The 15,919-nt window shown below is 44.1% G+C and carries 17 protein-coding genes; all 17 read right to left on the bottom strand.

Features of this window, described 5'->3' with window-relative positions; genetic code table 11:
• Positions 1-4 precede the first annotated feature (4 nt).
• Positions 5-982 (bottom strand): sugar phosphate isomerase/epimerase family protein, encoded by a 978-nt coding sequence (locus ENLAB_RS10255; protein ID WP_236596243.1) that lies wholly within the window; start codon positions 980-982, stop codon positions 5-7.
• Between the two features lie 13 nt (positions 983-995).
• Positions 996-1,388 (bottom strand): C-glycoside deglycosidase beta subunit domain-containing protein, encoded by a 393-nt coding sequence (locus tag ENLAB_RS10250; RefSeq protein ID WP_244350965.1) that lies wholly within the window; start codon positions 1,386-1,388, stop codon positions 996-998.
• Between the two features lie 89 nt (positions 1,389-1,477).
• Positions 1,478-2,581 (bottom strand): Gfo/Idh/MocA family protein, encoded by a 1,104-nt coding sequence (locus tag ENLAB_RS10245; RefSeq protein WP_201691034.1) that lies wholly within the window; start codon positions 2,579-2,581, stop codon positions 1,478-1,480.
• Between the two features lie 37 nt (positions 2,582-2,618).
• Complete coding sequence (locus ENLAB_RS10240) at positions 2,619-3,683, bottom strand: Gfo/Idh/MocA family protein (RefSeq protein WP_201691033.1); 1,065 nt, start codon at positions 3,681-3,683, stop codon at positions 2,619-2,621.
• The gene (locus ENLAB_RS10235; RefSeq protein ID WP_201691032.1) at positions 3,680-4,027 is read right to left on the bottom strand and encodes a nuclear transport factor 2 family protein; all 348 of its coding nucleotides are present in this window, start codon (positions 4,025-4,027) and stop codon (positions 3,680-3,682) included. The genes ENLAB_RS10240 and ENLAB_RS10235 overlap by 4 nt, the downstream gene beginning before the upstream one ends.
• Positions 4,028-4,051: 24 nt before the next feature.
• A complete protein-coding gene (locus ENLAB_RS10230) occupies positions 4,052-5,035 on the bottom strand; it encodes a sugar phosphate isomerase/epimerase family protein (RefSeq protein WP_201691027.1) in 984 nt (327 codons plus the stop codon).
• On the bottom strand, positions 5,028-5,468 hold the full coding sequence (locus tag ENLAB_RS10225) for a C-glycoside deglycosidase beta subunit domain-containing protein (RefSeq protein WP_086294389.1): 441 nt from the start codon (positions 5,466-5,468) through the stop codon (positions 5,028-5,030). The genes ENLAB_RS10230 and ENLAB_RS10225 overlap by 8 nt, the downstream gene beginning before the upstream one ends.
• 15 nt (positions 5,469-5,483) lie before the next feature.
• Entirely contained in the window at positions 5,484-6,398 is a 915-nt protein-coding gene (locus ENLAB_RS10220) for a sugar phosphate isomerase/epimerase family protein (protein ID WP_087626749.1), read from the bottom strand.
• Between the two features lie 166 nt (positions 6,399-6,564).
• Entirely contained in the window at positions 6,565-8,871 is a 2,307-nt protein-coding gene (locus tag ENLAB_RS10215; protein ID WP_244350962.1) for a GH39 family glycosyl hydrolase, read from the bottom strand.
• Positions 8,872-9,079: 208 nt separating this feature from the next.
• Positions 9,080-9,676, bottom strand: coding sequence for an alpha/beta hydrolase (locus ENLAB_RS10210; protein WP_140965180.1), 597 nt, complete (start codon positions 9,674-9,676; stop codon positions 9,080-9,082).
• Between the two features lie 13 nt (positions 9,677-9,689).
• On the bottom strand, positions 9,690-10,298 hold the full coding sequence (locus tag ENLAB_RS10205; protein WP_201705628.1) for a flavin reductase family protein: 609 nt from the start codon (positions 10,296-10,298) through the stop codon (positions 9,690-9,692).
• A 17-nt stretch (positions 10,299-10,315) separates the two neighbouring features.
• Positions 10,316-11,209, bottom strand: a complete 894-nt coding sequence (locus tag ENLAB_RS10200) for a VOC family protein (RefSeq protein ID WP_244350959.1) — start codon at positions 11,207-11,209, stop codon at positions 10,316-10,318.
• Positions 11,210-11,222: 13 nt separating this feature from the next.
• Entirely contained in the window at positions 11,223-12,185 is a 963-nt protein-coding gene (locus ENLAB_RS10195; RefSeq protein ID WP_201705626.1) for a ring-cleaving dioxygenase, read from the bottom strand.
• A gap of 10 nt (positions 12,186-12,195) precedes the next feature.
• Positions 12,196-12,624 (bottom strand): MarR family winged helix-turn-helix transcriptional regulator, encoded by a 429-nt coding sequence (locus tag ENLAB_RS10190; RefSeq protein WP_010748593.1) that lies wholly within the window; start codon positions 12,622-12,624, stop codon positions 12,196-12,198.
• Positions 12,625-12,923: 299 nt separating this feature from the next.
• Positions 12,924-13,988: a bifunctional transcriptional activator/DNA repair enzyme AdaA gene (locus ENLAB_RS10185; RefSeq protein WP_201705625.1), complete on the bottom strand. Its 1,065-nt coding sequence runs from the start codon at positions 13,986-13,988 to the stop codon at positions 12,924-12,926.
• A gap of 295 nt (positions 13,989-14,283) precedes the next feature.
• Positions 14,284-14,796 carry a glycosyl-4,4'-diaponeurosporenoate acyltransferase CrtO family protein gene (locus tag ENLAB_RS10180; RefSeq protein ID WP_015508786.1) on the bottom strand — a complete coding sequence of 171 codons (513 nt, stop codon included), beginning with the start codon at positions 14,794-14,796 and terminating at the stop codon, positions 14,284-14,286.
• 12 nt (positions 14,797-14,808) lie between these two features.
• Positions 14,809-15,915 carry a glycosyltransferase gene (locus tag ENLAB_RS10175; protein ID WP_220426316.1) on the bottom strand — a complete coding sequence of 369 codons (1,107 nt, stop codon included), beginning with the start codon at positions 15,913-15,915 and terminating at the stop codon, positions 14,809-14,811.
• Between the last annotated feature and the right edge of the window lie 4 nt (positions 15,916-15,919).

Here is a 15,919-nt window from a genome sequence, read left to right as displayed (position 1 = left end):
ATACCTATCCAATCACACTTTCTAATACTGCTTGGTGTCGTTTGACTTGCGTGATACTGTCTACTTCCATATAGTCTTGGATGTGGCGGTTTCCTTCATATTCACTGCAGATATAGCCATTGTAGCCAGCTTCTTTTAGTACTTCGATCACATCTTTGTAGGGAATACTCGTTTCTTGAAGTTCTGGCGTGATATCATAAAACTTTCCGTGAATATGAACGATATACGGCATATTTTCCACTAAAATCTTTGGATCTGTATAAACAAAGTGGCGGCAAAATTCAGCGAACGCTTTGTCTGTCTCAGTTGCTTCACTCATGTTCGAAACTTGTTCAAAAGTCGCATCACGATCGATGCCTTTTTCATAATTGTCACTGACCCATTGAATAATTTCTGGCGTGCCGCCTTTACGGATATAACTGTCTTGGAAGATCGAACCGATACGTTTCGTAAAAATCCCAAAGTCTGGCATAATCCCAAACCATTTTGTGCCGCTTTCTTTGATATAATCCAACCGTTCCTCAAACCAGGGGGTGCCGAATGTGAAGGGAGCATGGACTTCCAATGCGATTTTAACGCCGACTTCTTCTGCATAAGTCAGACTTTCTTTGATGACTTCTAAAGGAGTCGAGACCAAAGTCCGTAAAATCTTACAGCCCAATCGGCTAGCAATAGTCAAATCACGTTTCATCATTGCAACATTCTCAGAAGTAGTCAACATCCGGTTAGCAAATAATTTGTTATCTAAAAACGCATCATAAGCAATGGGTTCCACCTGATATTTTTCCATCCAACCATGCCACTGCTGAACAAATTCATCGGTAATATTCGGAAACGTTGGAATCATCTGTTCCGGTAAAAATTCGATTCCTTTGGCACCAGCCGCAGCTGCTTCACGAATGCAGTCTTCTAACGTCATTTTGCCGGTATAAAATTCTTCTTGGTAGCTGTAAAGCGATACCCCGCGTTTAATTTTACTCATCATTTCATCTCCTTTAAGCTTCTAACTGTAATGTTTTCTTGTCATCGCCCACATTGTTGAAAGGCAGATAGGAAATCCTTAAACTAACAAACGCATGAATCGTATGCTCTCCGGCAGCCAATCCACCTAGTTTCTTTACAAAAACCGTGATGGTTTCAATCATTTCCCAGCGATGATTGATCGCTGTCGCTAATTCATCAAAGGTGAATGATTCCCCTTTGACAGTGATGATCATATCCTTCACAGCAACCTTTTCTCCGTCTATGGTTAGATCAATGACTTCTGCACAGCTCATAGGTAAACCGCGGTAATACGGTATGCGTAATTGCACCTCAAAGCCGGTAATTTCTTGCTGTTCGCGCACATTTCGAAACCCTTTTGGATGAACCAAATATTTTTCAAACAATTGTTTCAACTCCTCTTTTATTGATACGAAGGTTGGCAAGCAGCAATCTGCCTAGCCAATCAGCGGCTGCCTGCCCTTCGCTCATTTTGTTATAGTTTTACTTCGCTGCCTGTCTCTGCTGCTTGATAGATCGCGGCTAGTACTTGCGTTACTTTGAATGCTTCTTCTGGTTTTACCAATGGTTCGGTATCATGGATGATTGCTTCCAACCATTGCTTAGCTTCCAATGATTCTGGTGCTGAATCACTTCCCTCAAAGAAGGCAATATTGCCGGCAGCACTGATACTTTCTTCAGTCAGTAGACCGTTTTTGGCCCGATTGTACGTCAATTGATTCACTGGAAAACTCATACCAGCATCGATCTCAGCCCCTGCCTTGGTTCCGCATAACGTTGTTGCCGCTTCTTTGGATTCTAAGATATTTAGTGCCCATGAAGATTCTAAGAATACCGTCGCACCATCTTTCATTTTGATAAAACCGAATGCTGAATCTTCTACTTCAAACTTCTCGGTGTCCCAGGGGCCAAATAAGTTGCCCGCCTCTGCCCCAGGAAGATTACCTAATTTACTGAAAACAGAACCTGTTACCGACTCTACTTCATAGTTATTCATCATCCATAAGGTAATATCTAATGCGTGGGTACCGATATCAATCAGTGGCCCGCCGCCTTGTTGCGATTTATCTGGAAAAACACCCCATGTCGGAACTGCTTTACGACGAAGCGCATGAGCTTTGGCAAAGTAAATTTCACCTAACTCACCATTGGCACATGCTTCATGTAGTGCCGTCACTTCTTTACGGAAACGGTTTTGGTACCCGATCGTAAATTTTTTACCTGATTTTTTCCACGCATCCATCATCGCTTGGGCAGCTTCTGGTGTATGAGCCATCGGTTTTTCGCATAACACATGTTTACCGGCCTCAAAAGCTGCAACCGTAATGGGACTGTGGCTAACATTCGGCGTACAGACATGGACCAAATCGATTGATGGATCTGCTAAAAGCTCATGATAGTCTTGATAATATTTTGCTCCTTTTGCCCCAAATGATTCTGCGGCTTCTTTTGCCCGTTCTACTTGAATATCACAAAATGCCACAATTTCACATTTGTCTTTTTGATTTGTTAAGGCTGGGAAATGTTTGTTATTTGCGATCCCACCGCAGCCAATGATACCGATTCTTAGTTTTTTCATAGATAAACCGTCCTCTTCTTAAGTGATATATTGCTTTTTATTCAAAGCTGATACTTTGGTGATAATTTGCTGAAATGCGGATTGCCTCAATGACTTCCATCAGACGCAAAATCTCTGTTGGTTTAACGATCAGTTCCGCTTGACCTTGAGTATAGGCATAATAGTTATCGAAAAACATACGATGATTGACACGCACTTCCGGCAGCGCTTCAGTAATGATCCGCCCTTCTGGTGCCGGTCCAAAACTGCGGGTCGGTCCAGCATGAGTCATGGTTATTTTCCCAGGGACATTGCTCAGCAGTTCCGATGTCCGAGTAATCTCTCCTCTTGGGTAAAAGCCGTCGATCTTGGCACTTCCTTCATTCCCTCCCAAAAACCAGTGACGCTCAAACCAGTTTTCCGAGCTGTTTAAGAAGTAAGTCCCCAATTCGACCTGGGCATTGACGCCATTCTCAAAATAAAGCTGGATGTTAAAATAATCGTCCACCTGTTCATTGATCACATTCCTTACGTCGGCATAGATCGTCTTCAATTTGGCTGGCATCATCCACAAAATCTGATCAATAAGATGAACACCCCAGTCATAAAGCATGCCGCCTCCCATTTCAGGATAGATGTGCCAGTCATGCATGTTGCCGTTAAACCCATATAAGGCGCTTTTGACAGTATACGGTGTCCCCAACAATCCTTGGTCAAAGATTTCTTTGGCTACTCGATAATCATGATCCCAGCGTCTTTGCTGATGAACCGTGAAGCGAACCTTTTCTTTTTCCGCAACAGCGATCATTTCTTTTACTTCTTTGGCATTCATGGCGAGCGGTTTTTCACAAATAATATCTTTTTTCGCTCGTGCTGCTTTCAATACCATCTCCAAATGCAGTTGATTCGGAACTGCAATAATTACCGTATCAATGGCAGGCTCTGCCAACAATGCATCAGCTTCGGTAAAAGCTTTGATCTGCTGAGGCAGCTCTTTGAATCGGTCTGGATCAATGTCGCAGACTGCCAGCAGCTGAGCATAATCCAGTTGTGCGATGGTATCAGCATGGGTCTGACCCATAAAACCATATCCGATAATGCCGATGTTTAATTGTTTCCTCATTTTCTTTCCCTCCGATCAAAATAATCCCAGTGCTCAATAAATTGCGTGTCGGACATTCGATATAAGTCAACGACATTGCTTTTCACTCGACCCTGTTCATCGACACTGCATAAAAATACGGCTGCGTATTCGCCATCAATCAAAATCGTATCGATTACTAAGTGAAAAAATTCTTGCGACTGAAATTTTGCCTTAAAGGCTTCAAGGAATCCTTTTCTTCCTTGGGGAACTCCAGGATTATGCTGGCGATAATTATTTGCGATATACTCCTCTACTAGCGCCAGCTTTTGCTGATTAAAAAAGCCTTCATAAAACGCATAGATCTGTTCCTTAGTCAGTGTCATCACAGACCCTCCCGTTCTAATTCTTTAATCTGCTAATAGGTTTTTCACCATTTGGAGCTGACGTTTGGTGAAGGTGGTTCCGCCGCAATACAGTTCATCCTCATATTCACAGATTAAATAGCCAGAGAAGTCAGACTCTTTGACCACTGTTAAAATTTCTTTGTAGGGGATACTTGGTTCGACCAAATCTTCTCCTAGATAGTGGAATTTCCCGTGGAGTTCAAAACTATAAGGCAAGATTTCTTTCAATTCCGCTAGAAGTGTCGGCAATTCCGAGGCTGGTTTAAATTGCACAAACCCATACATGCCTTGTAGCGCAGATTGAATCGCTGGATGGGCCCCACTTTCATTCAAACGAGTGCGGGCTTCTTCTAATGGAATACCTTGATAACGAAAGGAAGCGGCCTGTTCAAGATGTTCTTCGCTAACCCCTGCTTCCAGCGCTTTGAGCCAATGGGCTTTATTCGGCGCTACCGCAAAACAACCAAAATCAGGAATAAAGCCTAAATGCTGCGATCCGGTTTTTTTGATTACTTCCAAGTATTCCTGAATCCGCGGTGATAAGGGGGTCTCTGGATTGTGGATCTCAATTCCAACACGAATATCGTATAGCTCAGCATACGGCGCCAAACGTTCGAAGGCTTGCGGCGACAACATCACTTGAGCGCGCATAACCTTGCATCCTAATTGATGGGCCGTTTTTAAATCGATGATCGCATCCGCCAGCATTTCATCATCCGTCAAATTACGATCGTGCATCAGCCCTTTATCATTATTTGCGCCATACCCCACTGGTCCGATGCCGTAAGCTGCTTTTAACGACTGGACCAGTCCTAAGAACTCTTGGCTGACATTTGGGTAGTTGGGCAGCATTTGGGTGCCGACGATTTCATAGCCTGAGGCTCCTGCCAGCGCTGCTTGTCGGACACACTCAGCAAAATCATATTCATGTCGGGCGTATTCAGTCCCATAGCAAAAGAGGGTTGCACCCAGTTTGATTTCACTCATTCTTCTCACCTTCCAGCGTAATCGTTATCGTCTCCCCTGAATCCAGAGGCATAAATGTATGGCCAGGTCCTATCTGCATGTAAGGGATACGAAGCATCAACTTCAAGCCAATCTCATGCTGTCCAGACAGTCCGTTTGGCAGTAACAAATGAAGCTGTGCCAAATCATCTTGACGCCAAAATTCTGTCACAGCATATTTTAGTTTGTACAAAGGCATTTCTTTGCCATTCAATTCAAAAGTCACTGCTTCATCAGGGATTTTTTTCCCATCGATTAAAACTTCCAGGCTGTCAATATCTGAAAGATAATGGCCTCGATAATAGGCAAGTTGAAGGGCAAACGTCAGACCTTGTCTTTTACCATGAATATAAATAGGCTTGAAGGACTCTCTTTTTATAATCTGCGGAGCCAATTTCATGCGCATAGCAAACATCTTTTCCCCTCCTTCTTATCCAACAAAATTTCTTAGATATTTAGTGCTTAGTGCCACTGATTTTTTGACATCTTCATAACTTTTTTCAAAAGCTTTGTCTTCAATTTCAATACAGCTATACCCGTCAAAACCGATATCAGTGAGTGCTGAAACATACCGGCCCCAATCCACATCGCCTAGTCCTGGCAATTTCGGACGCATAAACGCTAACGGTTCTGCCATTACACCTACATCTTTCAACTTTTCTGGGTAGAGTTTTATGTCTTTGTAATGGACATGGAAAATCTTTTCTTTAAACTCATAGAGCGGAGCGATATAATCAATCTGCTGCCAAACAAAGTGTGACGGATCGTAATTCAACCCTAACATTGGACTATCCAAGCGTTTGAAAACTTCTCGCCAGATTTTTGGTGTGGTCATCAGGTTTTGCCCGCCAGGCCATTCATCTTCTGAAAAGAGCATTGGACAATTCTCAATGGCAATTTTGACACCTTTCTTTTCGGCATAATCTAAAAGAGGTCGCCAGACAAGAACCATCTCTTCTAAATTTTCTGCTACTGATTTAGTCTGCATCCTGCCGATAAACGTTGTGACTAAATTGATCTTCATTAGAGCAGCCGCATCGATCAAACGATACAAATGTTCGATCACAGCCTTTCTCTTTTGCCGATCTTCATCCAGCGGATTCGGATAATAGGCGAGTGCTGAAATCGTGATCGTTTTACTGGCAGCATAAGCCAGTGCTTCAGCCGCCAGTTCTTCCGTCAGATTTTCTATATCAAGATGGGCAACGCCGGCATACCTGCGCGACGCTTTTTCCTTTGGCCAGCAAGCAACTTCTACACACTCCAAACCGTTTGCTGCGGCAATATCGATCATTTCTTTAAAATCACTTTGATCAAAAATAGCACTTACAATCCCTAACTTCATTTTTTCACCTCAACTTCTTTCTATACCCGAATTATAAAACGCTTTCTTGTTGACGGCTTCCCGATTTTTGTGCTAGTAAAACCTTATTTTTGCTTTCTTTCCTTTAAACAAATAAAAAAAGACAAAAACAATCTGATGTTTTTTGTCTTTTTTATAGTATAGTTGGTCATTGCCGCTTTCTGATATTGATTTCATAAAACTCATTTGTCTCCAAATGCTTCTGAATCACAATGCGGTTATTGGTGACCTCGATCTCATCAAGTGTTTGCAGATGGGTACTTTTTGCTTCCAAATATTTGATGTCTGAACCCCGAAGCTCGCGGATGAAATTCAGCTTGGCCCACTGAGTGAACAAATCGCCATGCGTTGCTGAACAGGAAAATATTCGCAGTTCATAACGCCCGTTGGGAATATTTGTCAATACGAGTTCTTCCTCATGATCAGATGCTTCAAAAAACTGTTCGATCTCTGCCAATTTTAAATGAGATTCATCTTTAAGAAAGTAAAGATTGTTAGGATGAACATAATAGTGCCCCAATATAAAATACTCATTTTCTTCCGAAGCGCAGACCAAGTGTCGGTCATCTTTGGTTTGAAAATAGACCCCACGAAGCTGATCGAAAAGCTTCATCGCATGCATCGCCGGCTTAAATAACCCATTTTTAGTGACTAAGCCGTTCCCTCCAGTCAATAAGCCATGGTAGCGGGTATTTTTTTGAGCCAAATCTGTAGAGAGCCAATAACCCAATCCATCTACTTGATCAAAGATATCAATCAGGCTTTTCACAATGAAGGTCCCTTTGTATAAAGTGTCGTTCAATCGATTGCTTCGTGAAACGGTGTTACTCCATTCAGAAATATAAATTGGTCCTTTGAGACCGCTCTTCTTTAACCGCTGGACTTGGTGTTTCAAGAAATCTGGATCAGTTACTCGCTGATAGTTGCGCTTTTCCCGTACCATGCGATTTGAATAAGGAAACAAAGCGAAGGAATAAAAATCGAAACAACAATCCACAAGACAGTCGTTGAGTAATTCTTCTATTTTGAAGTCATTCGTCACAATAAATGTGCCGCCGCCGATCGCAGTCTCCGGCAGCAATGTTTTACAGATCGATGATGTAAGTTGATAAAATGTTCGATAGCGTTTGGCTGACTCAACATCTTCCGGCGCACTGGCAACAATTTCAATTTTCCATAGCGAAACCGCTTGAGAGCCGTACCGATTGAGGAGATGCAAGCAAAAATCATGAATCAAATTTCGCCATTTTTCTTTAGGATACTCACTTTCTTTGAATCCTCGACTGATCTTATTAATAGTAATCCAAGGTGTTAAGCCTAAATTGACAAGGGAATCAATGATTTCATCCATCGTGTCATAGCGACTCAATGATTCACCCAAAAGTTCTGGTGTCAATAATCCCCAGATTCTACCATATTTAAACTTCAAGTTTTGCTGGATGGCAGATAATTGCTGACGCAGTTTGCTGTTCAAAACAAATTTGGCTTCCCCAACATTTAAAATGTTCGCCCAGCTCGTTTTGATTGGCTCTCTATTTTCCCTGCTAATTTCATACTGACGAAAGGTTTGGTTTGAAATCACTGGTCGTTGCTGTTGCTTTTTATAGCGGCTAAAAGTTTCCTTGATTTCTTCACTGACCAAAACAGGAGGCACTTTTTCTTTCATACGGTAATTTTTCCGATAAACCGATGGCGATGTGTTGTATAGTCCCTTAAACTTTTTATTGAAGCCGTTGACACTGAAAAAACCATTATCGATTGCGATCTGCGTGACCGGTTTCTCTGTTTCCAGCAAATCACGAACGGCATGCTGCATCCGAACATTGCTCAAATAATCTTTGAAATTGATTCCGAGATTTTTTTTGAAAAATTTAGAAAAATAAGCGACATCCATATGAACCAAAGCTGCCATCTGGCTTAGTGACAAATTGTCGTAATACTGTTCTTTGATTACCCGAGTTATTTTTTGGATGCGCCGGTCTTCCTCAAACGACTCGATTGTTTTCTCTAAAAACAAACTGCTTAGTTCATTCAGCAATTGATAAATTTTACTGATATGTAAGAAGTTTGTTTTGTCATTTTCAAAAAGCAGCAGATCAATGATGCTGATGATTGATTGGCGGATCGATTGATAGTTTCTATTCGGTTGCTCAATCGAATTGCAGTAAAAGCCTTCTCTTTCAACTTCTAATGCCTGAGATAGTAGATACTGTGAGATCGAAAAGTGAAAAAGCAGGCTTCCTTCTTCCGCAAGTAGTTTATAGCTCTCCTGCTTGTTGATCACAATGATATCATCTTTTTTCATCACACTTTTTTTGCCGTCGACCACTAATTCGGCCTTTCCCTGCAACAAAAAAAGCAAATCCGTGGTTCGAATCTCCTGATAATACAGCTGTGCATCCGCAAGCAAACGAATATCACTCTGACTATCCAAATAATGTATGATCTTACTCATCAATGTGCCTCCCCTTGACAAACATCGTTATTTTTTTGAATCTGCTTATTTTAGATACTATCACAAGAAATATGAGTTAAATAGCGCTTTCATTATTTTTTCTTTTACATTACTTACTAAACGGAACACAGATACACTGTTTTCACGTGAAACAAAAAAACCTAACCAACCAGCAGGATCGCTGTTTGATTAGGAAAGAGGCACTGCTTTATTGTTCGGTCAACCACGTGCGCGAGTGTTCGACTTCTTCATACGTTAACTGATGACTTGGGGTCCAAACGGTTGAAAGGACTGCACCCCGGGAGGTGAAGATCTCTTGGACGTAAGCACTGTCGGCTAGGGAAACGATCGGGTCGTTTCTGCCAAAACTCAGAAACACATGAGTGTCAGGCAAGGAATTCGTCGGTACATTCTCGACTGGATACATGGCGTGGTAGAGGATCGCTTTTTTGAAGTGGTCACTATCATTTAGTAATAAGCGAATGGCAATGTTGGCGCCATTGGAATAACCCACCAGTACCACTTGGGCTAATGAAAAGTTGTATTCTTTGGCGGCTTGCCGAATGAACTCGGCTAATTCGTCGCCGCGAAGTGCTAAGTCGGCTTCATCATACACCCCTTCAGCCAGGCGTTTGAAGTAACGGGGCATGCCGTTTTCTAAGACATTGCCGCGAATACCTAATAGTGACGCTTGGGGATCAAGGGCTTTGCCTACTTCTAGCAGCGACTGTTCGTCGCCACCGGTGCCGTGGAGCAGTACCAAAACTGGTGCGTCAGCTGCTCCTTGTTGGTAGATTGCTTTCATCGAAGTTCCTCCTTTAACTTGGTCGTTTGATATCGAAAATCTCCCCAATCGTTGCGTAAGAATTTCCCGCTAGCCGGCTGACTGCTTGTAAGGCACGGGGATCGATCTTGCCGTCTTGATAGACATCCTCTGCAATCTGGTAGCCGACGACTTCCAACAATAAGAGATCGGCAGTGGTCTGCTGGTCTTTTTTGATGGGTACATGCTGATGCAGAATCGTTTCTAAGCGTACACTGGCTTCTTTCAAGCCAGGAACGGCAATCGTTTTCGACGCCGTTGTAGTAAACCCAGAAACCGTCAACTCGCTTTGGTCTGCGGGCAATAATGCCGCAGTTTTATTGGCCTCTTGGACATTTGTTTGATCCAAAATATGCACGACGGCTTCTTTCGTCGCCAACAGATTGCGGGCGGTGTCTTTCAGTTCTCCCCCTTTACGCTGAATAGCCAACGAGAGGATCACGGGTTCTGAGCTGACGATGTTAAAAAAACTGAATGGGGCGATGTTGACGATACCGTCGGCTGATTGCGTACTGACCACTGCCACTGGCCGTGGGATGATGGAGCCGATCAGTAGTTTATAATTTTCTCGTTGGGTCAAATCCTTGGGATCTAAATAGTGCATACAGCGTCTCCTTTTTTCTAAACCGATAAGTCTGGCAAGCGATCCTCGATCTCTGCACGGCGGCTTTCAAATTGGGCTGGCAGCATCAACTGCTGTCCTAACGTTTCTAATGGTTCATCAACTAAAAAGCCTGGGGTTTCTGTTGCGATCTCAAAGACGATGTTGCCCCGCTCTTGGAAATAGACGGCTTTGAAATAGTTGCGGTCCTTGATTTCCGTGACGCCGTATCTTTGATCGTACAAGTACTCTTGCCACTCTTTTTGCACTGCTTCCGTTGGCACAGACCACGCGATGTGATGGACGGTGCCGACACCCCAGCGCCCTGCTGGCATTGCTTCATGGGGCACGACGATCTCATGAGCGAGGGTGCCTGCGGTATGAAGATGGCTGCTTTTCTCTGTTTTGTTAAAAATGTTCAGTCCTAGATCATCTGCCAACGTTTGAATGGTCGCTTCTGGTTGTGCCGAAAGCAAGACGGCCCCATGAAAGCCTAAAATTTCTGGTGTTTCTGCCGATTCTTCGGCTTCGACTAACGCCAAAGACAGGTCATGCTGATCATGAAGTTCTAACGTTGGCCGATCAAACAATGTACTTTCTTGGACAGTTACTTGATGTTTCGCCAGATGTTCTTGCCAATAGGCACTGCTGTCTTTTGGAATGCGAAACGCGATCGTGCCGACTTGTCCGCTTCCTACTCGCCCAGGATGGGCCATTGCCCAAGGGAAGAAAGTGATGATGGTCCCATTTTCTAACGCTTGATTGCTGTAATAAAGATGATACGTGTAGGGATCATCAAAATTGACAGTTTGTTTGACGAGGCGCAACCCCAACACGTCGCGGTAAAAGGCAACGTTCGTTTGCGGATCGCCTACGATAGCTGAAATATGGTGGATCTGTTGAATGGGTTGCATACTATGTGCCTCCTTAGGCGCGTTTTGTATTGAAGGGTTTGATGACTCCTTCGATGTATTCACGGCGATTTTCTAAAAATGGTGCCAATGATAAGGATTCACCCAATGTTTCGTATGGCTCATCCCCCATAAACCCTGGTTCATCTGTTGCTAGTTCAAAAAGAATATGGCCGATGCGCACATACAAGGATTCAAAATAGTAGCGATCCACATAGCCGGAGTTAGCCAATCCCAAGTTATCAAAGATTTCTTGCCAAACTGCTAATGAGTCGTGGTGAGCTAAACGAAAAGCGACATGATGCACTTCGCCATCGCCTTGTTGTGCTTGCGGACTCGTGGTATCTTCCACTAAAACGACTTGAGCGCCATTGCCGCCTTCACCGACTTCTAGCAAATAGCGATTGTCTACTTGATCAATGGTTTTGAAATCAAAAACGGATTCCAGCAGCCCTTGGAAATCTGCCAAGTAAGAAACAGACATTTCGACAGGACCTAAGCCATAAATCGCAAATTCAGTAGGAACCGGTCCTTTTTTCCAAGGGGTACCAGCTTTCACGCCAGTATTGTGTTCATCAGAGATCAATTGATAGGCTTGCGTATCAAAATCCCAAAAGCGCAACACTTTTTTCCCAAATTCGGTGGTGATTGCTTCGTGTTTTACCTCAAATTCATCAAAGCGTGCGGCATAATAATCAAGGGCAGCATCACTGGGTACTCGGAAACTGGTGCGGGTGATCGAGTTGGTTCCTTTGCTGCCGCGAGCGGTATTGGGAAAATCAAAGAACGTCATGGTCGTTCCCGGTGTCCCTAAATCATCCGCAAAGTAGGTATGGTACGTATAAATGTCATCTTGATTGACGGTTTTTTTCACTAAACGCATCCCTAACACATCCGTAAAGAAATGGTAATTCCGTTCCACATCACTTGTCATAGCCGTCACATGGTGTACCCCTAATAATTGGTCTTGTTTTCTCATTTTCTTTTCCTCATTTCTGATCGTAAGTTATTTTTCGTAAAATTGTTTTTAATTGTTGCAATTCTTCACTGCTGAGTTCGGAAAAACTCGCCGCAATCTTTTGTGCATGACTGGGAAAAATTTTCTCCATCAATGCCCTGCCTGCTTCCGTAATACTGACGTAAGTTACTCGTTGATCTTCTTGGCTAGGTTCCCGTTGCACGCAGCCTTTTTTGACTAATTGATCGACTACATAGGTTGTCGAGCTGCTGGCGATCAAGATTTTTTCCTTGATGGCTTGCGTCGTATGGGTGCCTTTATGGTAAAGCAATTCCAGTACGGAAAACTCCGTGATGTTTAAGCCATAACAACGGACATCTTTTTTTGCCACTTGTTCCAAACGACTCGCCGTGCGCAGCAAACCGATGTACGCTTTGAGCGCTTCTTCTTGATGCGCCATTTTCCTCACCTCTTTATTTCGAATTCGAGATAATCATAACTTACTTTTTGTAAGTTGTAAAAAGATATGCTTTGGTTGTTTAAGAAAATCATTCAATGCTTATTTTTATAGAGGTTAAGAACGGTTAGACACTAACGAAGGTCCCACCTTTTCTCTATGTCCCCTTCAAATCTAATAAAAAAGCAGAACTCATGAAAGATTCCATAAGTTCCGCTAAATATATATTTTACTGAAGAGGATTCGATCCATTCCATGTACTGATCGATGAAGCGCTGATTCCTACGCATAGTTATCTCTTTTTAGATCATTGTGGTCGGCTGCACCTGCTTTTCCAAAGCCAGTAACCACTTTTTGCGTTCGACACCGCCGCCATAGCCGCCGATGCTGCCATCACTATTGATGACACGGTGGCATGGAACAATCAACGCCAATTGATTTTTTCCGTTGGCATTAGCAACAGCTCGGGTGGCTTTTTCATTGCCGATTCGCTGTGCCAATTGTTTGTAAGAGTATGTTTCTCCAATCTTCATTGTCAACAGCTGCTGCCAGACGGCTTTCTGAAAATCAGAGCCGATCAATGCGATGGGTATCGTGAAGGCAGTTCGATTTCCTGCAAAATATTCCGTCAGTTCTTGCTTGAGTTGCTGAATGATTGCTGTTTGCTGGGGAATAATCACTGCATTCAAGCGGCTTCTCAAAACAGCAATCTCCGTTTCTAGCCCTCTGCGATCCACGAATTCTAACAAGTAAAGCTGCTGCTGGTCGCTGATTGCCAACATCGACCCCAGCTTGGTCTCAAGCCAAGCAGAAGAAAGAATCGTTTTTTCGCGGCTGTTGGAAGGCAACTCCCCCATAATCCGAGAAAACGCATCTCGAAAGCCGTTACCAGAATCGAAACCGGCTTCTAATTGTGCTTGGATCAGCGGTTCTCCTTCACGAATCTGCTTAAACGCTAACCCTAAACGGCGTGCACGGGAATATTCGATAAAGGTCATGCCAAAATATTTTTTAAATTGTCGACGCGCAGTATTGGGATGGATCGCTAGCGCTTCAAAATCTTTGTCGGTCCACTTTTTCTCTGGGTTACTCTCCACCGCTTCCACTAGGCTTTTCACGTCAGGAGATAAGTGGCTAGGCGAGCTGAGCGGGCGACATCGTTTGCAGGGTCGATACGCCGCCAGCAGCGCTTCTTGTGCTGTCTGAAAAAACTCGCAATTTTTTTTGAGCGGTTTTTTCGCTGGGCAGGTGGGACGGCAAAAGACGCCGGTGGTTTTTACCCCAACGTAAAAAATCCCTTCATATTGGGAATTTTTTTCAATCAGCATGTCGTAATAGTGGTCCCGTTGTCGGCTATCTTCAATCATCTTGCGCATCCCTCCCTCTTTTCTACACTTACAAAAATACTTTGTGCTTGTACAAACATATGACCGACCAATGCAGCAGCCTGCATCGGTTGGTCGAAAATTTGCCCACATCCTTCTGATGACATACGATCACCCTTTCCTCTGAATGACCTTAGTGTACAAAAAACGGTCTTGGCACATCCCATAAAAATTAACACCAATTTTTTAAAAAGGATCGAAGGTAGTTATCCTCCGATCCTTTTGATTTCCAGTTTGCCTATTTTTCAGCGAATCTTAAAGCGGCACCTACAGGAACCTAGACCGTCGCCTTCTGCTTGACTTGCAGGGCACTTTTTTTCCGCAAGACTCGCTCTAAACGGGGGCGATTGTAGCGTTGGATCATGATGAATGGGCAGTTAGCCAATAACGCATAGACGATCATCACCCAGCCCGCCCACGCAGGATTCCAGAGGAAAAAGAACGGTGCTGGAACCATCAGCAGCCAATGGGTCAGCTCTGCTCGGCGTGTCTCGATGACGAATTTTTCCAGATAGTCCTTTTGCTGTTGAGCCAAGCGGGATTTGTCAAAGCCTTTTTTGGCAATCACAGTACCGTCGGGCAATTTGTCTTTCCACTGACGAATACGAAACACCTCCGACCAGATCCTACCGCCTTTTTCAAAGGCAAAAGAACGGAACCAGTTGGCATGACGTTCAAAAAAGGCATCGCTGACTTTGCGCAAGCCAAAGGAGATGCCTAGATGAAACAGCAGCCAAGCCAAGCTGTCTGTAATGAGCAAGAGCAGTGGAGATAAGGTGATCAGCGGCATGTGCATCGCCTCCTATAAATTGATTTTGCGTCCTTTCCAGGTCACGGATTTCAACAAATGGGTTTGGATCCATGACCAACCAAATAAGCCTAGGAAAAAAAGAAAGTAACATGGAAAAAAAAGCAGCAAGACTCGGTTGAAGTTGCCGACACGGCGGGCAAAGCACACGGTTTGTCCAAAATAAGTAGCATAAAAAAGCAGGCCTAACCAAAGCGGTTTCATCAGAAACGGTGCCGCCAGTACCCCAATGCCGCCGCTGATCCACAAGATGACCCCTGCCATAATCAAAGGGTGAGTGAATTGCGAAGCAGTGGCAAAGTCCTTCGTCCAGCCTTGAACAAGTTGACGAACACCAGCTGGATACATCCGAAAGGCCAACAGGTCTTTTCCACCATACAAGGCGATCGGCAAGCGTTTTTTCTTAAAACGTCTCGCTAGTGCTAGATCATCTAAGATTCCTTGTGGCATGTCCTGATGCCCATTGGCTTGAAGGTACGCTGTTTTGCTGCACAAGATACACGGACCAAAGGCGCCGCCGGCTGAGAGTTTTTCGCCTACGATAGAAAAGCGGTTCAACCCGACAGGTAAGATGACATTAAAGACGGCAGATAGTTGTTCATACAGGCGCTTCGTTTGATGATAGGGCTGCACCGAGAGCAGGCCTTGTCCCGATCGCTCCTCATACGCAGCGAAAAGGCGCTCTAAGCCATCTTCTGCTAGAAAGAAGGTATCGGCATCCAAAAATAATAGATACTTGCCCACCGCTTGTGAGGCGCCTAACCAGCAAGCCGCCGCTTTCCCAGCAGAATCAGCAGCGGTTTGCAAGACCGTCACACCGAAGCCCTTGGCACAGGCGATCGTCTCGTCTTCCGATCCGTCATCAACCACCAAAATCTCCACAGGATGGAGGGTTTGCTGCTGCAAGGATGCCAACAATTGCGGCAAATTTTCTGCTTCATTGCGGGCGGGGATGATGATCGACAATTCTGCCCTCTCCTTCAAGTCTTTGGATGCGGCTGTCTCCTTGCGGGTGGGTATCGTCGGCAGGCGGAAAAAAATCAGCCAGCCTGCCAGCCAAGCAGCGCAAATACCAGCGAGCAGCAGATACACAGTCATCATCCTT

This window comes from Enterococcus innesii (genome assembly GCF_022846515.1).
Taxonomy (GTDB): domain Bacteria; phylum Bacillota; class Bacilli; order Lactobacillales; family Enterococcaceae; genus Enterococcus_D; species Enterococcus_D innesii.
Note: the sequence above shows the minus strand (reverse complement) of the source record. Positions and strands in the feature narration are given on the sequence as shown.